At 72.5% G+C, this 18,712-nt stretch carries 18 protein-coding genes and 1 tRNA gene; 11 read left to right on the top strand and 8 right to left on the bottom strand.

Annotated elements, in window-relative coordinates; translation table 11 throughout:
• Window positions 1-453: 453 nt before the first annotated feature.
• From TSO221_RS21155 to TSO221_RS21150, 3 genes are all read left to right on the top strand, one after another.
• A tRNA-Thr gene (locus TSO221_RS21155) sits at window positions 454-529 on the top strand.
• 21 nt (window positions 530-550) lie between these two features.
• Window positions 551-709 (top strand): hypothetical protein, encoded by a 159-nt coding sequence (locus tag TSO221_RS35570; protein ID WP_158284165.1) that lies wholly within the window; start codon window positions 551-553, stop codon window positions 707-709.
• Between the two features lie 79 nt (window positions 710-788).
• Entirely contained in the window at window positions 789-1,106 is a 318-nt protein-coding gene (locus tag TSO221_RS21150; protein ID WP_109120498.1) for a hypothetical protein, read from the top strand.
• A 121-nt stretch (window positions 1,107-1,227) separates the two neighbouring features.
• Here the strand turns inward: TSO221_RS21150 and TSO221_RS21145 are convergent, their stop codons facing one another.
• Window positions 1,228-1,806: a polysaccharide biosynthesis/export family protein gene (locus tag TSO221_RS21145; RefSeq protein WP_109120497.1), complete on the bottom strand. Its 579-nt coding sequence runs from the start codon at window positions 1,804-1,806 to the stop codon at window positions 1,228-1,230.
• 263 nt (window positions 1,807-2,069) lie between these two features.
• Entirely contained in the window at window positions 2,070-3,362 is a 1,293-nt protein-coding gene (locus TSO221_RS21140) for an outer membrane beta-barrel protein (RefSeq protein WP_109120496.1), read from the bottom strand.
• Between the two features lie 294 nt (window positions 3,363-3,656).
• On the opposite strand from TSO221_RS21140, the gene TSO221_RS35565 reads away from it, so the two are divergent.
• The 6 genes from TSO221_RS35565 (at window position 3,657) to TSO221_RS21115 (ending at window position 9,257) form a co-directional block, all read left to right on the top strand.
• The gene (locus TSO221_RS35565) at window positions 3,657-3,833 is read left to right on the top strand and encodes a hypothetical protein (RefSeq protein ID WP_158284164.1); all 177 of its coding nucleotides are present in this window, start codon (window positions 3,657-3,659) and stop codon (window positions 3,831-3,833) included.
• Between the two features lie 194 nt (window positions 3,834-4,027).
• The gene (locus TSO221_RS21135) at window positions 4,028-4,504 is read left to right on the top strand and encodes a MarR family transcriptional regulator (RefSeq protein ID WP_109120495.1); all 477 of its coding nucleotides are present in this window, start codon (window positions 4,028-4,030) and stop codon (window positions 4,502-4,504) included.
• A 108-nt stretch (window positions 4,505-4,612) separates the two neighbouring features.
• The gene (locus tag TSO221_RS21130) at window positions 4,613-5,824 is read left to right on the top strand and encodes an ABC transporter substrate-binding protein (RefSeq protein WP_109120494.1); all 1,212 of its coding nucleotides are present in this window, start codon (window positions 4,613-4,615) and stop codon (window positions 5,822-5,824) included.
• Window positions 5,825-5,971: 147 nt separating this feature from the next.
• Window positions 5,972-7,810, top strand: coding sequence for an ABC transporter permease (locus TSO221_RS21125; protein WP_109120493.1), 1,839 nt, complete (start codon window positions 5,972-5,974; stop codon window positions 7,808-7,810).
• Window positions 7,807-8,550, top strand: a complete 744-nt coding sequence (locus TSO221_RS21120; RefSeq protein WP_109120492.1) for an ABC transporter ATP-binding protein — start codon at window positions 7,807-7,809, stop codon at window positions 8,548-8,550. The genes TSO221_RS21125 and TSO221_RS21120 overlap by 4 nt, the downstream gene beginning before the upstream one ends.
• Window positions 8,547-9,257 carry an ABC transporter ATP-binding protein gene (locus TSO221_RS21115; protein ID WP_109120491.1) on the top strand — a complete coding sequence of 237 codons (711 nt, stop codon included), beginning with the start codon at window positions 8,547-8,549 and terminating at the stop codon, window positions 9,255-9,257. The genes TSO221_RS21120 and TSO221_RS21115 overlap by 4 nt, the downstream gene beginning before the upstream one ends.
• On the opposite strand, the gene TSO221_RS21110 is transcribed toward TSO221_RS21115, so the two are convergent.
• The gene (locus tag TSO221_RS21110; protein WP_158284163.1) at window positions 9,242-10,189 is read right to left on the bottom strand and encodes an EamA family transporter; all 948 of its coding nucleotides are present in this window, start codon (window positions 10,187-10,189) and stop codon (window positions 9,242-9,244) included. The genes TSO221_RS21115 and TSO221_RS21110 overlap by 16 nt on opposite strands.
• A gap of 75 nt (window positions 10,190-10,264) precedes the next feature.
• A complete protein-coding gene (gene otsB / locus TSO221_RS21105; RefSeq protein ID WP_109120489.1) occupies window positions 10,265-11,068 on the bottom strand; it encodes a trehalose-phosphatase in 804 nt (267 codons plus the stop codon).
• A gap of 414 nt (window positions 11,069-11,482) precedes the next feature.
• Here otsB and nagA point away from each other — a divergent pair, with 414 nt between their 5' ends.
• Window positions 11,483-12,622, top strand: coding sequence for an N-acetylglucosamine-6-phosphate deacetylase (gene nagA / locus TSO221_RS21100; protein ID WP_109120488.1), 1,140 nt, complete (start codon window positions 11,483-11,485; stop codon window positions 12,620-12,622).
• 203 nt (window positions 12,623-12,825) lie between these two features.
• On the opposite strand, the gene TSO221_RS21095 is transcribed toward nagA, so the two are convergent.
• Window positions 12,826-13,059: a hypothetical protein gene (locus TSO221_RS21095; protein WP_109120487.1), complete on the bottom strand. Its 234-nt coding sequence runs from the start codon at window positions 13,057-13,059 to the stop codon at window positions 12,826-12,828.
• Between the two features lie 131 nt (window positions 13,060-13,190).
• Window positions 13,191-14,096, bottom strand: coding sequence for an ROK family protein (locus tag TSO221_RS21090; RefSeq protein ID WP_109120508.1), 906 nt, complete (start codon window positions 14,094-14,096; stop codon window positions 13,191-13,193).
• A 190-nt stretch (window positions 14,097-14,286) separates the two neighbouring features.
• Here TSO221_RS21090 and TSO221_RS21085 point away from each other — a divergent pair, with 190 nt between their 5' ends.
• On the top strand, window positions 14,287-16,590 hold the full coding sequence (locus TSO221_RS21085) for an ankyrin repeat domain-containing protein (protein ID WP_158284162.1): 2,304 nt from the start codon (window positions 14,287-14,289) through the stop codon (window positions 16,588-16,590).
• Window positions 16,591-16,631: 41 nt separating this feature from the next.
• Here the strand turns inward: TSO221_RS21085 and TSO221_RS21080 are convergent, their stop codons facing one another.
• Entirely contained in the window at window positions 16,632-17,153 is a 522-nt protein-coding gene (locus TSO221_RS21080) for an NADH-quinone oxidoreductase subunit B family protein (RefSeq protein ID WP_109120485.1), read from the bottom strand.
• Window positions 17,153-18,706, bottom strand: coding sequence for a nickel-dependent hydrogenase large subunit (locus TSO221_RS21075; RefSeq protein WP_109120484.1), 1,554 nt, complete (start codon window positions 18,704-18,706; stop codon window positions 17,153-17,155). Before TSO221_RS21075 ends, TSO221_RS21080 begins: the two co-directional genes overlap by 1 nt.
• Between the last annotated feature and the right edge of the window lie 6 nt (window positions 18,707-18,712).

The following is an 18,712-nucleotide window of genomic DNA, read 5'->3' as shown; positions in this document are numbered from 1 at the left end:
GAAGGGGTAGGATTCGAACCTACGTACGCTGACGCGGGCAGATTTACAGTCTGCTGCCTTTAACCACTCGGCCACCCTTCCGCAGCCCCGCGCCGGAGTTAACCCCGCCGCGGAGTTCGGCACTATGAGAATTTTTTGGGCCTTGTCAACCGCCGTGAGCGGGGAATTTCCAGGAAATCGCAAACGGCCCCGCCGGCGCTTCGCATCGCCACCGCAAAACCGTGTGTTCGCAAGGCCGGGCGCCGTTCCGGCGGCCAACGCCCGGTGCGCGCGGCGCGGCGGTCCGGGCCGCGTGTCGGCGCGGCGCGCCCCATGGACCGGCGAATCAAACCGGCGGTGGCCTTCGGCCCGCCGGACCGGGCGAATCACCGCGCGTGCGGTGGAGGCGCTCGGACGGCTTGTCCTTGGCGACGACCGACGCTAGGTTAGGGCCGCCCTCGCCCACGCGGGTACGCCGGCTTAGCTCAGTTGGTAGAGCAGCAGTTTTGTAAACTGACGGTCACGGGTTCAAGTCCTGTAGCCGGCACCACCCGCACCGAGGGCCGTTCCGATGACCGACCGCGAATTCACCCTGCTGTTCCTGGGCGTGGCCATCGTCGGCGTGGCCATCGCGCTGCACCGGCAGGGCGCGCTGCGCACCCCCGGGCTGATCATGGTGTCCGGCGCCACCGCCGCGGTGCTGGCGTTCCTGATCTTCGCCTACACCTGAGGAAACCGGCAACTGAGGGAACCGGCCCTGCGCGGCCCCGGTTGAGTCGGGCGGGACGCCCGGAACCGGAGGCCCGTTCATGGCCGACTACAAGCCGCGCGGCGGCGAATCGCCCGTACCGCCCACCGCGGACGCGCAGCGCCTGCGCCACGACATCGACAGCGGCCGCACCGGCGACAAGATCCCGGCCTGGGATCCCGCCGCGGCGCCGCTGGGCACCGACGACGAGGCCGCCGGCACCCGCCCCACCGGCGGCGTCCGCCCGCCGCCCGCGACGCATCCGCCGGGGCACGAGAGGGGCAACGAGGTCGGCCCGGCGCACGGCCTGGGCGTCGCCGTCGCCTCGACGCTGGCGGTGGCCGTGGTGGTGCTGGCGGTGGTGATCCTCGCAACCTGACCGGGCCAGTTGAGGCGGAGCGCGCACGCGGCGGCCCCGCGGGAGGGAGAGGTCCCACCCCGCAAGGCCGCCGCGCCAGGAACGTCCGAGTCGGCCCCCGGGCCGCTTCAGAAGCGCCGCCTCAGAAGTAGCGCTCGGGGATGCGGACCACGTCGTCCGGCAGCACCGGCGTGGTGATCGGCGCCTTGTAGACCTCCTTCTTCGGGTCGTTGCCGCGCGAGATGAGGATGTAGTCCTCCTTCGCCCGGTAGGTGTAGCCGCCGGCCATGGCGACCGCCGACAGCGCGGTCATGCCGTTGACGTAGGCGTACTGGCCGGGGTTGCGCACCTCGCCCAGGATGAAGAAGGGCCGGAAGTTCAGCACCTCGACGCTGACCTTGGCGTCCTTGACGTAGCCGGCCTCCAGGCGCTTGGCGATCTCCTTCTCGACGTCGCGCGTCGTCTTGTTCTTGGCCGCGACCTCGCCGATCAGCGGCATGGCGACGCGGCCGTTGGCGTCCAGGCGGAACTCGCCGGACAGCTGGTCCTCGCCGAACACGATGACACGCAGCGCGTCACCCGCGCCCAGGCGGTACTCGCTCGCGGTGGGGGCATGGCCCACCGGCTCGGGCGGCGCGTCCTGGCTGGCGCAGCCGGCGACGGCGAGACCGGCACCGACAGCGGCGAACCCGAGCGCGCGGAACAAAGAGCGTCGATTCATCCCAAAACCTTCCCTGGCTCGTGAACCCGGACCGGCGGGCGCGCCCCTGCGGCAAGGCAAGCGGACGGCGGCCCGGTGGTCTCGGATTGCAGCCTAGCAACTCGGAACGTCTTGGGAAAAAGTGGAGTCGGAGTAACGCACCCGGGGGAGCCGCTCGCCTTGCGAACGGCACAGGCCGCCTATGCCGCGCCGATACGGCATCCCACAAAGAAAAACGCCCGCCACATGGGCGGGCGCTTTCAGCCGGGACTTGGCCGTTGCGGTTACAGCTGGGTGCCGACGCGCAGGAACACGAGGTTGTCCTTATAGTCGAGGCCGTTCACGTTCGACTTGCGGGTCTCGTAGGTGTAGCCGCCGGTCAGGTAGAGATAGCGGTTGACCAGGTAGGTGGCGCCGGCGCCGGCGGTGTAGACGTTGTCGGTGCGGTCGACGCCGGAGAAGTCGTCCTGGCGCCACTGCAGCCGGCCGTTCAGCAGCAGGTTGCGCAGCAGCTCGTGATCGACGCCGAGCGCGGCGATGGAGCGGGCGTAGCTGGACGCCACGCGGCCGCCCTGGGTCAGGTCGCTCTCGTGCACCGAGCGGCTGGCGCGGCCGGAGATGGTGGTGAGCTGGGTGACCGCCCAGTTCAGCTGGCCGCCGAACGCCAGACCGCCGAAGTCATCCATGCGCGGGTCGGAGTACTTCTTGGTCAGGTAGCCGGCGTACACCTCGCCGGTGATCAGGCCGGTCAGGTCCAGGGTCGTGCCGGCCACGAACTCATAGCCGTTGGCGTCGCGGTTGCGCCCGGCGAAGTCGGCGCTCAGGCGGTAGTTGGTGCGCGTGTAGCTCCCCTGCACGAACGGCTGGATGCCGGTGCCGAGGTCGTAGCCGACGCGCAGCGCGGTGCCGTACTCCCAGCGGTCGCGGTCGTCCAGGTTGGCCTTCGGGCCGCCGACCGTCGCCACGTCGTTGTAGCTGTAGTTGACGGCGGTGGCGCTCAGCCGCGCCCGGATGCGGTTGAAGCTCTGGGTGAGCGCCGCCTCGCCGCCGGTGGCGTAGTAGGTCACCGGCTCGGCGTACGAACCGATCCCGAAGGTCCCCTGCCCCACGGTGAACACGTCCGGATCGGAGCGGCCCTCGTGCAGGCGGCGGTGGAAGACGTCGCCGCTCACCGCGGTCTCGCGCGCGATGTCGTAGCGGCCGTTCAGGTCCAGCCGGTAATCGGTGTAGTTCTCGCTGGAGAACCGGTGGTAGCGGCCGAAATCGCCCGAGGCCGAGAAGTTCAGCGCGTGGTTGCTGAAGTCCGAGCGGATGTCGAGGCTCGGCCGGGCGACGAAGATCCAGTCGCTCTGCGTGTTGCGCTCGGTCAGGAAGACGTTGCTGTCGTAGGTCTCGCCGAGTTCGAGGCGCGGCAGGAAGTTGAAGGAGCCGGCGCGCACGCCGAGCTGCTCGACCTCGGGGCGGCGGCGCTGCAGGACGGTTTCGCCGCGTTCCAGCTCTTGCGCGGACGCCGGCATGCCGGTCAGGGCGGTCGCCACGGAGGCGAGGGCGAGGATCGACAGGGACGTGTGCTTCATTTTGGACACCGCGCTTGGGCTCGTTGGCCGTTATTTCTGTATGTCCGCCGACTCGGGATCCCGAAGGCAGTCGCCGCAAAGTCAACCCATACCGTGCTTCCAAGGCAACAGTGAAGCAGCCGCGCCCCGGATTTTGCCCGGCGCTGTGTTGTCGCGGCCACAAGACTTGCGCGTTACAGGCGGGTGGAAGCGTCGTCTCGCGCGCATTTCCTCCAAAGGTCATACGCCGCGGCCCGCCGGGACGAGCGAGGCCCCTGGTTGTTGTCGACGCAAGTCCACACAGGAGAGTCGAGCATGGCGAACCCACCGGAGGCGCCCGGCCATCTTCCCCAGTCGCCCAAGCGCCCGGATGACCAGACCAGCCCGCCCTACACGCCGGGCGGCGTGCCGGCGCCCCAGGGCGACCCGCCGCAGTCCCCCGCCGAGCGCACCCCGCCGCCGGACACCTACCCGCCCAAGCAGCGCCCGTGAGCGCGCCCGCCGGTTGCCGAGTCGGGCGGGCGCATGCTCGTGTATGTCGCATTTTACGGAAGTTTTTCTCAACTGTGTCCCTATGACGCAGGGGTTGGTGTTGCGATGCACACCCACAACCACTAAACTTCCGTAATAGACCTACAACGTTGGTGATATTCGTCTGGGCAGGTCTGATCGACAGGGGGGACGGCATGCGCGCGACTGCATTGAAGATTCCGTTCGAGGCCGATGTGCCGACCGACCTGCCGGCCGACGGCGGCTATGCCCTGGCCGAGCAGATCAACCACCGGCTCCGGCGCGCCCACCAGCGCGCCAGCGCCATCTTCCTGGAGACCATCGGCGACCTTCAGCTCACCCCCACGCAGTGGGCGGCCCTGGTGACGCTGCACGCCGAGGGCGCGCTGTCGCAGAACCAGCTGGGCCGGCTCACCTGCATGGACCCGGCGACCACCCAGGGCGTGATCCTGCGCCTGGTCGACCGCGCGCTGGTCGAGCGCCACCCCGACCCGCACGACCGCCGCCGCACCAGCGTGCGGCTGACCCCGGCCGGCCAGTCGCTGGTGACCGCGCTGATGCCGAAGGCGCAGGAGGCGCACGCGCGCACCCTGGCGCCGCTGTCGGCGGAGGAGCAGGACGCCTTCCTGCGCCTGCTGGCCCGGCTCATGTAGCCGAATTGCGCGGGTGCGGCAGCGGAACCGTGACTTTTCGCGTCGGTTTGGTATGAACGCGGGATCCCCTGGGGCATCCCCTGTCCTTCACGCCCGACGCAGGACGCCATGAATCGCCGCCACATCCTTCATCTCATCGGCGCCGCCGCCGCGGCGTGGTTCGCCGTTCCTTCCCCCGCCTCCGCGCAGCAGCCCATCAAGATCGGTGAAGTGAACAGCTACACCGGGCTGCCGGCCTTCACGATCCCCTACCGCCAGGGGTGGCAGCTGGCGGTCGAGGAGGTCAACGCCCGCGGCGGGCTGCTCGGCGGGCGGAAGCTGGAGGTCGTCTCGCGCGACGACGCCGGCAAGCCGGACGACGCCGTGCGGATCGCCGGCGAACTGGTCGCCAACGAGAAGGTGGACCTGCTGTCGGGCACCTATTTCTCCAACGTCGGGCTGGCGGTCGCCGACTTCGCGGCGCGCGAGAAGATCCCCTTCGTGGCGTCCGAGCCGCTGTCCGACGCCGTCACCTGGCAGAAGGGCAACCGCTGGACCTGGCGCCTGCGCCCCAGCACCTACATGCAGGCCGCCATGCTGGTGGAGGAGGCGGCCAAGCTGCCGGCCAGGCGCTGGGCCACCGTCGCACCGAACTACGAGTACGGCCAGTCGGCGGTGAAGTGGTTCAAGGAGCTGCTGAAGGCCAAGCGCCCGGACGTCGAGTTCGTCGCCGAGCAATGGCCGGCCCAGGGCAAGCTGGAGGCCGGGCCGACCGTGCAGGCGCTCGCCGCCTCCAACCCCGACGCCATCTTCAACGTCACCTTCGGCGCCGACCTCGCCAAGTTCGTGCGCGAGGGCGACAACCGCGGCCTGTTCGCCAAGCGCAGCGTGGTCAGCCTGCTGAGCGGCGAGCCGGAATACCTGGAGCCGATGAAGGACGAGGCTCCGAAGGGCTGGATCGTCACCGGCTATCCCTGGGACCAGGTGAAGACGCCGGAGAACACCGCCTTCGTCGAGGCCTACCGCAAGCGCTTCAACGAGCCGCCGCGCATGGGCTCGGTGGTCGGCTACGCCACCTTCACGGCGATCGCCGCCGCCATCGGGAAGGCCGGCTCGACCGACGGCGAGAAGCTGCTGGCGGCGCTGGCCGGCCTGAAGATCGACAGCCCGTTCGGCCCGGTGCTGTTCCGCGCCATCGACCACCAGTCGACCATGGGCGCCTTCGTCGGCCGCACCGACGTGAAGGACGGCAAGCCGACCATGGTGGACTGGCGCTACGCCGACGGCGCGGCGTACCTGCCGCCGGACGACGTGGTCCGCACGCTGCGGCCGGCGGAATAGCGAAACCCAGTCCCTCCCCCAGCCCCGCTGGGGGAGGTTAGGAGGGGGCAGCGGCCTTCCCGACAGGCCGCTGCCCCCACCCCTCCCGCGCTTCGCGCGGGGCCCTCCCTCCCCTCGCGGAGCGTGGGGAGGGCACGATGGACGCCCATGGACTTCTACCTCGTCCAGTTCCTCAGCGGCTTGGCGCAGGCGGCGACGCTGTTCCTGGTGGCGTCGGGGCTGTCGATCATCTTCGGCGTCACCCGCATCGTGAACTTCGCGCACGGCTCCTTCTACATGCTGGGCGCCTACCTCGCCTGGACGTTCGTCGAGCGCTGGGGCTCCGATGTGCTGGGCTTCTGGGGCGGCGTGCTGCTGGCGGCGCTGCTGGTGGGCGCGCTGGGCGCGGTGATGGAGGTGCTGCTGCTGCGCCGGCTGTACCGCTCGCCGGAGCTGTTCCAGCTGCTCGCCACCTTCGGCGTGGTGCTGCTGGTGCAGGACGCTGCCTTCGGCGTCTGGGGGCCGGAGGACCTGCTGGGCCGCCGCGCGCCGCTGCTGAAGGGTACGGTGGACATCCTCGGCCGGCCGTTCCCGCTGTACGACCTGGTGCTGATCGCGCTGGGGCCGGCGGTGCTCGGCCTGCTGTGGCTGCTGTTCAACCGGACCCGCTGGGGCACGCTGGTGCGCGCCGCGACGCAGGACCGCGAGATGACCGCGGCGCTCGGCGTCGATCAGGCCAGGCTGTTCACCGGCGTGCTGTTCCTCGGCTCGGCGCTGGCCGGGCTGGGCGGCGCGCTGCAGGTGCCGCGCGAGGCGGTCAACCTGCACATGGACATGGCGATGGTGGTCGAAGCCTTCGTGGTCGTCGTGGTCGGCGGCATGGGCAGCCTGCCCGGCGCCTTCCTGGCGTCGCTGCTGATCGGCCAGTTGCAGGCGTTCGGCATCCTGGTGTTCCCGCAGATCACGCTGGTGCTGGTGTTCCTGTTCATGGCGGTGGTGCTGGTGCTGCGCCCCTACGGCCTGCTCGGCCGCAAGGAGGAGGCGCCGCCCCCGGCCGCCGCTGCCGGTCCGCCCTTCGCGCCTACCGGGCGGCGTGCCGGCCTCGCGGCGCTGGCGGCGCTCGCCGCGCTGGCCGCGGTGCCGCTGCTGGCCGGCGAGTACGCGCTGATCGTGCTGACCGAGGTGGCGATCCTGGCGCTGGCGGCGGCCAGCCTGCACCTGCTGGTCGGCTTCGGCGGGCTGGTGTCGTTCGGGCACGCGGCCTATTTCGGCCTGGGCGCCTACGGCGCGGCGCTGCTGGTCAAGCACGTCGCGGCGCCGATGCCGCTGGCGCTGCTGGGCGCGCCGGTGCTGGCCGGCGCCGCGGCGCTGATCGCCGGGTGGTTCTGCGTGCGCCGCTCGGGGCTGTACTTCGCCATGCTGACGCTGGCCTTCGCGCAGATCGCGTGGTCGATCACCTTCCAATGGTACGGCGTCACCGGCGGCGACAACGGCATCCTCGGCGTCTGGCCGCCGGCGTGGGCGGCGTCCAGGGCCGTCTATTACGAGGTCACGCTGGCGCTGGTCGCGGCGGCGCTGTGGGCGCTGCGCCGCGCCGCCTTCGCGCCGTTCGGCTACACGCTGCGCGCCGGCCGCGATTCGCCGCTGCGGGCCGAGGCGGTGGGCATCGACGTGCGGCGCCACCAGTGGCTGGGCTTCGCGCTGGCCGGCACGGCGGCGGGGCTGGCCGGCGGGCTGTACGCCTTCGCCAAGGGCAGCGTCTTCCCCACCCTGCTGGCGGTGCCGCAGTCGGTGGACGCGCTGGTCATGGTGCTGATGGGCGGCATCCAGACCGTCGCCGGGCCGGTGGTCGGCGCCGCCGCCTTCCATCTCCTGCGCACCACCCTGATGGCCTCGGAGCATTGGCGGGTCATCCTCGGCCTGGTCATCGTGGCGCTGGTGCTGCTGTTCCCGCAGGGCATCGCCGGCTTCGCCCGCCGCCTGTGGAACCGGGGAGCCGAGGCATGAGCCGCCTCGTCGTCGAGAACCTCGCCCGCTCGTTCGGCGGCGTGCACGCGGTGCGCGGCGTGTCGTTCCGGCTGGAGGCCGGCGAACTGCTGGCGCTGATCGGCCCGAACGGCGCCGGCAAGACCACCTGCTTCAACCTGCTGAACGGCCAGCTGCGCCCCGATTCGGGCAGCATCCGGCTGGACGGCGCCGAACTCGTCGGGCTGGAGCCCTCCCGGATCTGGAGCCTGGGGGTGGGCCGCACCTTCCAGATCACCGCGACCTTCGCGTCGATGACGGTGCGCGAGAACGTGCAGATGGTGCTGCTGTCCCGCCACCGCCGCCTGCTCGGCCTGTGGCGCCCGGCGGCGCGGCAGTTCCGCGACGAGGCGCAGGCCGTCCTGGAGCGCGTCGGCATGGGCGGGCAGGCCGAACGCCCGTGCGGTGTGCTGGCCTACGGCGACCTCAAGCGCGTCGAGCTGGCCATGGCCATCGCCGGCGCGCCCAAACTTCTCCTGATGGACGAGCCCACCGCCGGCATGGCGCCGGGCGAGCGGCAGGAGCTGATGGCCCTCACCGATTCGCTGGCGCACGAGCAGGGCATGGCGGTGCTGTTCACCGAGCACGACATGGACGTGGTGTTCGGCCACGCCGACCGCGTCATCGTGCTCGACCGCGGCCAGCTCATCGCGGAAGGAGCGCCGGACGCCGTGCGCGCCGACCCGCGGGTGCAGGCGGTCTATCTGGGAAACGCCGCATGACCGCCCTCCTGACCGTCGACGGCCTGCACGCCTGGTACGGCCGCGCCCACATCCTGCAGGGCGTCGGCCTGACGGTCGGGCGCGGCGAGGTGGTGGCGCTGATGGGCCGCAACGGCGCCGGCAAGTCCACCACCATGAAGGCGGTCATGGGCCTGCTGGCCGAGCGGCGCGGCCGGGTCGCCTTCGCCGGCACCGACGTCTCCGCGTGGCCGCCGCACCGCATCGCCCGGCTCGGCCTGGGCTACGTGCCGGAGGACCGCCGCGTCTTCGCCGAGCTGACCGTGCGCGAGAACCTGGAGGTCGGCCGGCAGCCGCCGCGCGCCGGGGCGCCGTTGTGGACGCCGGACCGCCTGTACGCGCTGTTCCCCAACCTCGCCGAGATGAAGGACCGCCGGGGTGCGCGCATGAGCGGCGGCGAGCAGCAGATGCTGACGCTGGCCCGCACGTTGATGGGCAACCCGTCGCTGCTGCTGCTCGACGAGCCGTCCGAGGGACTGGCGCCGCGCATCGTGCAGCAGATGGCCGACGCCGTGCGCACGCTGAAGGCCGAGGGGCTGTCGGTGCTGCTCTCCGAGCAGAACCTCGGCTTCGCCGCCGCCGTCGCCGACCGCGCCGTGGTCATCGAGAAGGGCGTCGTGCGCTGGGACGGGGCGATGGCGGCGCTGCTGGAGGACGGGGACGCGCGGCGCGCCTATCTGGCGGTGTGAAGCGCCGCGTCGTCCGCCGCGCCGCGTTCCGCCGGCGGGGCGTCGGCCCGCCCGACGAAGACGATCACCACGCAGATCAGCAGCATGCCGGCGGCCTGCGGCACCTCGAACCGTTCGCCCAGCAGCAGATAGGCGGTCAGCGCCGCGAAGACCGGGTCGAGCATGCCGACCACCGTGGCGGGGAACGGGTCGATGTGGCGGAGTCCCTCCAGGTAGAGCCCGTAGGGCACGACGGTCCCGAAGACGCCGATGAACAGCGTGAAGCCGACGACCGGCCACGACGGCTCGACCGTCGTGTAGTCGATCAGCGGAGTCGCCAGCAGCCAGAACGCCGCCGAGACGAGGAACGGCCACGCGGTCATCCCCCAGCTGTCAAGGCCGCGGGCATGGCCCTTCGCCCCGTAGACGTTGTAGGCGGCGAAGCAGACGGCGCACAGCATCCCGGCCGCCACGCCCAGCGCATTGCCCCTCCACAGCCCGGCGTCGTAGCCGCCGACCAGCAGGAAGCACCCGGCCGCGTTGCCGGCCAGGATCAGCAGCACCGGCCGGGTCAGGCGCCGCCGGCCCAGAACCACCCCGGTGAACACGATGACCAGCGGCGCCGTGTACTCCAGCATCAGGGCGATGGCGACGTTGGTCAGCGCGATGGCGTAGAAGAACGTCACGTTGACCAGGGTCAGCAGCACGCCCATCAGGAGGAGGAACGGCCAGTCGGCCCGCCGCACGCGGATCGGCCGGCCCAGCAGCGGCATCATCGCCATCATGGCGGCGGCGGCGATGAAGCTGCGCACGGCGACCATCACCAGCGGCGGCAGATCCGCGACGAACAGCATCTTCGCCAGCGTGCCGGCGATCCCGAACAGCAGCGACGAGGCGGTGATGAGGCCATAGCCCAGCAGGCGGCTGCGGGTCCCCCGCGCGGTGCGCTCCATGACGTCCGGCTCCATCTGGTCCGCCGGACAGTATCGCGCGCCTCCCCGCCCGCCGCTGCGGCATTTCGCGCCGCGTCACCGCCCCTCCAGCGCCCCCGCCAGCCTTTCCAGGAACACCCGCACCTCGGCCGGATCGCCCAGGCTCCACGCCGCCGCGGTGTCGTCCGGCCGGTCCATCACCCGGATGCCGATGCCCCGCCCGGCGAGCGCGCGGAAGGCGTCCTCGTCGGTCTCGTCGTCGCCGATGTAGACCGGCACGGCGCTGCCCAGCCCCAGCGCGTCGATCAGCGCAAGCACCGCGCGCCCCTTGTCCCACGGCAGGTTCGGGCGCAGCTCGTGGATCTCCTTGCCGCCGGTGACGCGCAGGTCCGCCTCTCCCGCCGCCGCGGCGAGCACCGCCGCCGCGACCGCCGGCTTGGCGGCGGGTTCCACCAGCCGCGTGTGCACCGCGATGGCGAAGCGCTTGCGCTCGACCAGCGCGCCCGGCACGGCGGCCAGCCGCTGCCGCAACGCCGCGTCGGCGCGCTCCAGCGCCGGGGCGTACTCCAGGCCGATCTGCGTGCGCAGGCCGGGTCCGCGGATGTCGAAGCCGTGGCTGCCGGCGTAGACCAGTTCCTCCAGCCCGACCATCCCCGCCACGTCGTCGAGGTCGCGCCCGCTGACCACCGCCAGCGGGCACAGCACCGCCAGCCGCGCCACCGCCGCGCGCGTGGCGTCGTCGATCCGCGCGCGCTCCGGCCGGTCGACGATCGGCGTCAGCGTGCCGTCGTAGTCGAGGAACAGCGCCGGGCGCCGGCCGGCCAGCGCCTCCAGGAACGCCGCGAAGCCCCGCCCGGCGGACGGCGGCGTGTGGGGGTGGGTCGGCCTTGCCTCGCCCATGCGGAAGCCTCCGTGTCCTGGGTTCACGGCAACTTCAACACTGAGCACTGTAATTATGTTTCCGATCGGCCGCCGGAACGCGCACGAATTGTGGCGCGGCAGCAACAGCATACCCCGAAAAGCGACGGCCCCGTAAAAGGGGCCGCGCTTCGGTGTTGCCACACCTGGGTTTTTTGATATTTTTTGCAGCGCAGCAAGAGATTGCTGCTTCGCCCTTCTTGGGCGTTTCCTCCCTAAAACTCAGGCCGCTGAACTTCAGCGGCCTTTTTTCTGCCATAAGCTTGGCCGGCCGGCAAGCCCTGACAAAGGGAATAATCCTACCATACCAACGGTCTGACCGTTGCGGCCTTGCCGAATGCGTAGGCAGCGGGTTAGCTGGGCGGACAACCCATGCCGAACGGACGGTGACGCCCCGTGGACGCCCTGCTCGACGCCCAGATCCACACCGGCAGCGCGGTGCTGACCGACTCCGCGGTGCTGATCGACGGCGGCTCGATCCTCGGCGTCGTGCCGCGGTCCGAGGTGCCGGCCGGCGCGACTCGCCATGCGCTGGGCGGCGGCATCCTGGCGCCCGGCTTCATCGACCTGCAGGTGAACGGCGGCGGCGGCGTGCTGTTCAACGACCGGCCGGACGTCGAAGGCATCCGCGCCATCGTCGCCGCGCACCGCCGCTTCGGCACCACCGCGCTGCTGCCCACTTTCATCACCGATTCGCGCGACAAGCGCGCCCGCGCGGTGGAGGCCGTCGCCGCGGCGCTGGCGGCGGGCGAGCCCGGGGTGCTCGGCATCCATCTGGAGGGTCCGCATATCGACGCCGGCCGGCGCGGCGTGCACGACGCCCGCTTCATCGCCCCGCCGGACGACGTGGACCTCGCGCTGATGACGCGCCTCGGCCCCGGCCGCACGCTGGTCACCCTGGCGCCGGAGACGGTGCCCTCCGAGGTGATCCGCGACCTTGCCGCGCGCGGCGTCCGGGTCTGCGCCGGCCACACCGCGGCGACCTGGGAGCAGATGGAGGCCGGCATCGCGTCCGGGGTGAGCGGCGTCACCCACCTCTACAACGCCATGAGCCCGCTCGGCCACCGCGAGCCCGGCGCGGTCGGCGCGGCGCTCACCGACGACCGCGTGCGGTGCGGCATCATCGTGGACGGTCACCACGTGCACGACGCCGCGGTGCGCCTCGCCTGGACGGCCAAGCCGGCGGGCACGCTGTTCCTGGTCACCGACGCCATGCCGCCGGTCGGGGCGCCCCCCGGCGATTTCCAGCTGTACGGCGAGACGGTGACGGTGCGCGACGGCCGCTGCGTCAGCGCCGACGGGCGCCTGGCCGGCTCGGCGCTCGACATGGCGACGGCGGTGCGCAACTGCGTGCGGCGAATCGGCATTCCGCTGGACGAGGCGCTGCGCATGGCCGCCGCCTACCCCGCCGACTTCCTGGGAATCGCCGACCGCCGGGGCCGCCTCCTGCCGGGTCTGGCGGCCGACCTCGTGCACTTGGACGACGACGTGCGTCCCCTGGCCACCTGGGTCGCCGGAAAAATGGAGCGGTGCTGAATCGGGGGCTCCCCCCGCCGCGCGATCCGGCGTATAGAAGCGTCCGAACCCGCTTCAACCCTTACAATCCTGGGAGTCCCGTCATGGACATCGCCCTGCTGGCCCTCGCCGCGGTCTTCTTCTTCTGGCAGACGATCAGCGACTGAATCCCGTCCGCAAAGAGCCCCCTCCCCCGCGGTGCGGGAGAGGGGCAGGCTCCGCTCTTACTCCACGCCGCGGACGATCCGCAGCGTGTCGCGCGTCTCCAGGCTGCTGTAGGCAGTGTTCAGCAGACGCAGCGTCTCCATGATGGTGCCGATGGCCTCGTGCACCTCGTCCGCGCCGTGGGCGTGCGGCGACGGCAAGGCATCCAGCACCCCTTCCAGCTCCTCCACGGCGTCCTGAAGCAACACGCAGGCCTGCTCCAGCCGGCGGCGTGGCGGCTTGGCGCTTTCCATACCGCGATATGCAATTCGGTTTGCAATCTGCGACGCGTTCAGTTTGGCCACGCGCTCGAATCCGCCATTTCCGTGAATCATAGGGCACCGCTTTCCGTGTGATGCCCCATTTCCCGCAAACATCGTGCCAATCAGCGGTTGTCTTTTGGCCACAGCCAGGCGGCGCCGCGCATGCCGCTCTCGGCGCCATGCCGCGCCCGGACGATCCGCGTGCGCGGCGCCGGCGCCAGCGTGTAGCGGCCGAGCCTCGCCGACGCCGCCCCGGCCAGTCCCGGCAGGTGCGACAGCCCGCCGCCGATCACCACCGCGTCGGGGTCGAGGATATGCACGACCACCGCCAGCGCCCGCGCCAGCGCGTCGGCGTGGCGATCCAGGGTGGCGCGCGCCGCCGGGTCGCCGGCTTCGGCGCGCCGGGCGATCTCCGGCGGGTCCAGCGCCTCGCCGGTGTGGCGGTGGTGCAGCCGGGCGAGCCCGGCGCCGCACAGCAGCGTCTCGACGCAGCCCGGCCGGCCGCAGCCGCAAGGCTCCGCCGGGCCGTCCTCCGCCTCGTTCCGCCAGGGCAGCGGCGTGTGCCCCCATTCCCCGGCCAGCGCGTTGGCACCGGCCAGGATGCGCCCGCCGGCCACCAGCCCACCGCCGACGCCGGTGCCGAGGATGACGCCGAACACCACGTCGCACCCGGCGGCGGCACCGTCCACCGCCTCCGACAGCGCGAAGCAGTTGCCGTCGTTGGCGATGCGCACGCAGCGCCCGCAGCGCGCCGCGAGGTCGGCGGCGAAGGGCCGCCCGTCGAGCCACGGCAGGTTGACCGCCCGCACCGTCCCGGCCGCCGGATCGACCACGCCGGGCAGGCTGATGCCGACGCCGCGCGCCGGCCCGGCGGCGCGCTCCAGTTCCGCCACCGCATCGGCGAGATCCGCCAGCGTGGCGTCGTAGGCGCGCGGCGTGCCGGCGCGGGTGCGGGCGCGTTCCACCCCCTGGTCGTCGAGGGCGACGGCGGCGATCTTAGTGCCGCCGAGGTCGATGCCGATGCGCATGGAACGGGCTCGGGGTGAGGGCGTGCGGGGGCGGCAGCCTATACCGCGCACCCGGCGTCCGGCCAGCCCTCCCGTGGTGCCCCGCTCCCCCGGAAGAGGGTGGGGACCGCCCGTTTGCACCGTCGCACAGGGCGAGTCCGTCACTAGACTCAAGGTCGGGTCTCGAATTTGCACAGGCCGACGCAGCTCCATGGACCGTCACGCTCAGCAACCCTCGCCGCGCCGCGGCGCCGCTTCCCTTCGCACCGACCAGCAGGAGGCTTACGACGGACTTCTCCTCGCCCTGCTCGCCCGCAAGCGCCTGATGGTGCTGGCCGGCGGCACCGGGGCGGAGCGTACCGACGTGTTCGCCCGCGTCATCGGACAGGTGGCGGCCGACGGCTCGCTGGTGCTGCCGGTGGTGGCGCAGCACGGCATGCAGGTCGAGGATCTGGTCGCCGCCGCCGCGGACGCCGCCGGCATCCGGCCCGCCGGGGAGGAGGCCGACTTCGACGCGCTGGTCGGCGAACTTGAGAGCCAGCTCGACCTCGCCGGCAGCGGCCTGCTGGCGGTGGACGACGCCCACCTGCTGGCCCCGGCGACGCTGGCCGACCTCGCCGACCTCTCCCGGGCGGAGACCGCGAGCGGCCGCTTCGTGCAGATCCTGCTGTCCGGCGCGCCGGAGCTGGAACGCCTGCTGTCCCGCCCGGCGCTGCAGCAGGCGGTGCGCGACCTCGGCGTCATCTACCGCCTGATCGGCGGCGCCCCGCCCTCGGCGGCGCCGCAGGAGCACGACGACGCGGCGGTCACCCCGATCAGCTTCGCCCGCACCCATCGCCCGCCCGTCGCCGTCGCCGAGTCGCTCCCAGAGCCCGAGGCGCGTCCCGCATCGGAGTGGACGGTGCCGCCGTCGCTCGGCGTCGCGCCGCCGCGCCGTGGCCGGGCCGGCGCGTGGGCGGTGGCGGCGCTGGCGCTCGCCGTCGCCGGGGCCGGCGCGATGGTCGCCGTCCAGCCGTTCGGCGAGGACATGGACATGGACTTCGACCGCACCGCCGCCGACCTGCGCGGCAAGGCGGACGCGCTGTGGACCGACGCCGGCGCGGCGGTCGGCGCGTGGTCGCGCGACACCTTCGGCTGGCCGCCGGGCGGCGAGAGCGCCGAGAACAGCGACGCGCTGGCGCTCGAACGCAGCCGCTACCCGGCGCTGGCCGACCTGGCGCCCGCCACTCTCCCGCCAGCCACTCTCCCGCCCACCAATCTCCCTCTGGCCGAGCCGCACACCGGCGAGCGCGTCGCTGCGCTGCCGCCACCCGTCCAATCTCCCGCCGGCGAGCGCCCGCACCCCCGCCCGCCCGCTGCCGAACCACCGGCGCCCGCCCCGATGGCTCCGGCCCCGCTGGTACCGCCGCTGCCGCGCTCCGAATCGGCACCCGATGCCGGGCCGCTGCCGCCGACCATCCCGTGGGCCACGGCCCCCCAGATCGCGCCCGTGCCGCTGCCCGACCTCCCGCCGCCGCCCGCCGCGCCGCCCGCGGTTGCCGTGGCGCCGGCCCCGACGCCGGGCGCCCCGCCGCAGAACGCCGCGCCGGCCGAGGCCGCCACCGAACGCGTCCAGGCTCTCGTCGAGCAGGCGCGCCGCCAGATCGCCAGCAAGCGCCTGACCACCCCGCCGGGCGACAACGCCAACGAAACGGTGCAGCGCCTCCGCGAGCTGGCGCCCGATTCTCCGGAAATCCCCGCGCTGGTGGCGGCGATGGTGGACACCTACCGGCGCTGGGCGGCCTACGCCGAGAAGGACGGCAACAGCTCCGAGGCGCGCCGCTACCTGGAGCGCGCGCTGGCGGTCAGCCCCGACGACCCGGCGCTGCGCGCCCAGCTCAAGGGCGAGACCACCGCGGCCAAGCCGGAGCCGGCCAAGCTGTCGCCCTCCGACGCCGCCGACGTCTTCGCCGACCAGGAGGCGACGCTGGCGATCCTCGGCCAGCCGGCGGCCCTGCGCGCCGCGCTGGCGGCCGGGCACCACGACCCGAACAAGCGCCTGGAGAACGGCAAGACGCCGCTGATGCTCGCCGCCGAGGCCGGGCTGCGCGACGCGGCGCGCCAGCTGCTGGAGCGCGGCGCCAACGCCAACCTGCGCACCCGCGACGGTGCCACCGCGATCATGTACGCGGCGTGGAACGGACGCGACGAGATCGTGGCGATGCTCGCCGACGCCGGGGCCAACGTCAACGCCGGCAACGACGACGGCAAGACCGCGCTGATGGCGGCGGCGGCGCGCGGCCACGCCGGGGTGGCGCGCGCCCTGCTGGCCCGCGGCGCGGCGGTCGACCGCGCGGCCAACCACGGCTGGACGGCGCTGATGTACGCCGCGCACGCCGGCAACGAGGCGGTGGTCCGCCTGCTGGTGGACGCCGGCGCCAACCCGAACCGCACCGACCAGATGGGCAACTCCGCCATCACGCTCGGCCGCCAGCAGGGGCACACCCAGGTGGTGGGCACGCTGATGGGACGGTAGCCATGGAAGCCCTCCCCCGCCTCCGGCGGGGGAGGGGTGTTTTATTTCCCCGCGCTGGTCTCCAGCAGCGCCAGCAGCCCCGCCAGCAGCTCGACCGGGCGCGGCGGGCAGCCGGGGATGTGCAGGTCGACGGGCACCACCTCGGACACGCCGCCGGTCACCGCATAGCCGTCCTTGAACAGCCCGCCGTCGATGGCGCAGGCGCCGCAGGCGACCACCCACTTGGGGTCCGGCGTGGCGTCCCAGGTGCGGTGGAGCGCTTCCCGCATGTTCTTGCTCACCGGGCCGGTCACCAGCAGCACGTCGGCGTGGCGTGGCGACGCCACGAAGCGGATGCCGAAGCGCTCCAGGTCGTAGACCGGGTTGTTGAGCGCGTGGACCTCCAGCTCGCACGCGTTGCACGAGCCGGCGTCGACCTCGCGGATCGACAGGCTGCGGCCCAGCCGCGCCTGCGTCGCCGTTCGGAGCCTGGCGCCCAGTTCCTCCAGCGCGTCGCGCGACGCCGGGGGTGCATCTTCGGTGACCGGGCCGCCGCGCAGGGCCTTGAGGATGTGCGTCAGCATCAGAGGTCGTGCCCGGAGTAGGAGCAGTTGAACGACTTGTTGCAGAGCGGGAAGTCGGCCACGATGTTGCCCTCGATCGCCGCCTCCAGCAGCGGCCACTGGAACCAGGACGGGTCGCGCGGGTGGCAGCGGTCGATGGTCCCGTCCGGGTTCACCCGCACCCACACCAGGATCTCGCCGCGGAAGCTCTCCACCAGGGCCATGCCCTCGCCGCCGGGACCCTCAACCGGCACGCGCGGCAGCGGTCGCTCGCCCTTCTCGTTGCGCGGCGCGCCGGGCATGCGCTTGACGATCTGCTCGACGAGGCCGAGGCTCTGCTCCACCTCGCAGATGCGGATCCAGACGCGGGCGTTGACGTCGCCCTCGGTGCGCACCGGCACCTCGAACTCCAGGTCCTCGTAGGGCGCGTAGGACGGGGTGCGCCGTGCGTCCAGCCCGCGCCCCGAGGCGCGCCCGACGTGCCCGCCGGCGCCGAAGCGGTTGACCAGGCTGCCCGAGACGACGCCAGTGCCCACCGTGCGGTCCTGCAGGCTGGCCTTGTTCTCGTAGATCGCCACCAGCGGCGGGAAGCGGCGGCGCAGCTCCGCCACCAGTTCCAGCAGGCGCGCCGGGCCGTCCTCGCTGATGTCCACGGCGACGCCGCCGGGCACCACGCGGTCCATCATCAGCCGGTGGCCGAAGCAGGCGTCCGCCGTGCGCGCCACCAGCTCGCGCAGTCGGCTGAGTTCCGCAAGCATGAAGGCGAAGGCGGCGTCGTTGCAGACGGCGCCGATGTCGCCCAGGTGGTTGGCGGTGCGCTCCAGCTCCGCCATCAGCGCGCGCAGCCACACGGCGCGCGGCGGCACCGCGACGCCCAGCGCCGATTCCACCGCCTGCGCGAAGGCCAGGGAGTAGGCCACCGTGCTGTCGCCGGACACCCGGGCGGCGAGCTTCGCCGCATCCTCGACCGGCTTGCCGCGCATCAGCCCCTCGATGCCCTTGTGCACCCAGCCCAGCTGCTCCTCCAGCCGCACCACCGTCTCGCCGTTGCAGGTGAAGCGGAAGTGGCCGGGCTCGATGATGCCGGCGTGCACCGGGCCGACCGGCACCTGATGCAGCCCCTCGCCCTCGACGGGCAGGAAGGTGTAGGGCGGCGGGTTCGGCATCGGCGCGGCGGGCTTGTCCGACAGCGGCCGGCGCACGCCCCAGCGGTCGTGGTCGAGCCACGGGCGCGCGTCGGTCAGCCGCTCCGCCGTCAGGCCGAACAGGTCCTGGATGGCGCGCTCCAGCCGGATGGCGCCAGGGCGCGCGGCACTCAGGCTGGGGAACGTGCCGTCCGGGCAGTCCAGCGAGACGACGGCGAGATCGCCGGCCATGTCCTCGCGGATCGCCGCGTGCACCGTGCCGGGCTCGGCCCACAGCCCCAGCAGCGACCAGCCGTTGCCGCCCAGCGCCTCGATCATGGTGCGCCAGCCGCCCGCCGTGGTGGCGTAGCGCGGCCAGGGGCGGTGCCCCGCGACCGGCTTGCCGATGCGCCGCAGAAGCCCGAACAGGGGATCCTCGCCGAAATACATGGCCCG

It is taken from the genome of Azospirillum sp. TSO22-1 (assembly GCF_003116015.1).
Classification (GTDB): domain Bacteria; phylum Pseudomonadota; class Alphaproteobacteria; order Azospirillales; family Azospirillaceae; genus Azospirillum.
Note: the sequence above shows the minus strand (reverse complement) of the source record. Positions and strands in the feature narration are given on the sequence as shown.

Excerpts from the sequence above, each read along its gene's own strand:
- TSO221_RS35570 (WP_158284165.1), top strand. The coding sequence starts at position 551 with ATGACCGACCGCGAATTCACCCTGCTGTTCCTGGGCGTGGCCATCGTC.
- TSO221_RS21150 (WP_109120498.1), top strand. The coding sequence starts at position 789 with ATGGCCGACTACAAGCCGCGCGGCGGCGAATCGCCCGTACCGCCCACC.
- TSO221_RS21145 (WP_109120497.1), bottom strand. The coding sequence starts at position 1,806 with ATGAATCGACGCTCTTTGTTCCGCGCGCTCGGGTTCGCCGCTGTCGGT.
- TSO221_RS21140 (WP_109120496.1), bottom strand. The coding sequence starts at position 3,362 with ATGAAGCACACGTCCCTGTCGATCCTCGCCCTCGCCTCCGTGGCGACC.
- TSO221_RS35565 (WP_158284164.1), top strand. The coding sequence starts at position 3,657 with ATGGCGAACCCACCGGAGGCGCCCGGCCATCTTCCCCAGTCGCCCAAG.
- TSO221_RS21135 (WP_109120495.1), top strand. The coding sequence starts at position 4,028 with ATGCGCGCGACTGCATTGAAGATTCCGTTCGAGGCCGATGTGCCGACC.
- TSO221_RS21130 (WP_109120494.1), top strand. The coding sequence starts at position 4,613 with ATGAATCGCCGCCACATCCTTCATCTCATCGGCGCCGCCGCCGCGGCG.
- TSO221_RS21125 (WP_109120493.1), top strand. The coding sequence starts at position 5,972 with ATGGACTTCTACCTCGTCCAGTTCCTCAGCGGCTTGGCGCAGGCGGCG.
- TSO221_RS21120 (WP_109120492.1), top strand. The coding sequence starts at position 7,807 with ATGAGCCGCCTCGTCGTCGAGAACCTCGCCCGCTCGTTCGGCGGCGTG.
- TSO221_RS21115 (WP_109120491.1), top strand. The coding sequence starts at position 8,547 with ATGACCGCCCTCCTGACCGTCGACGGCCTGCACGCCTGGTACGGCCGC.
- TSO221_RS21110 (WP_158284163.1), bottom strand. The coding sequence starts at position 10,189 with ATGGAGCGCACCGCGCGGGGGACCCGCAGCCGCCTGCTGGGCTATGGC.
- otsB (WP_109120489.1), bottom strand. The coding sequence starts at position 11,068 with ATGGGCGAGGCAAGGCCGACCCACCCCCACACGCCGCCGTCCGCCGGG.
- TSO221_RS21095 (WP_109120487.1), bottom strand. The coding sequence starts at position 13,059 with ATGGAAAGCGCCAAGCCGCCACGCCGCCGGCTGGAGCAGGCCTGCGTG.
- TSO221_RS21090 (WP_109120508.1), bottom strand. The coding sequence starts at position 14,096 with ATGCGCATCGGCATCGACCTCGGCGGCACTAAGATCGCCGCCGTCGCC.
- TSO221_RS21085 (WP_158284162.1), top strand. The coding sequence starts at position 14,287 with ATGGACCGTCACGCTCAGCAACCCTCGCCGCGCCGCGGCGCCGCTTCC.
- TSO221_RS21080 (WP_109120485.1), bottom strand. The coding sequence starts at position 17,153 with ATGCTGACGCACATCCTCAAGGCCCTGCGCGGCGGCCCGGTCACCGAA.
- TSO221_RS21075 (WP_109120484.1), bottom strand. The coding sequence starts at position 18,706 with ATGTATTTCGGCGAGGATCCCCTGTTCGGGCTTCTGCGGCGCATCGGC.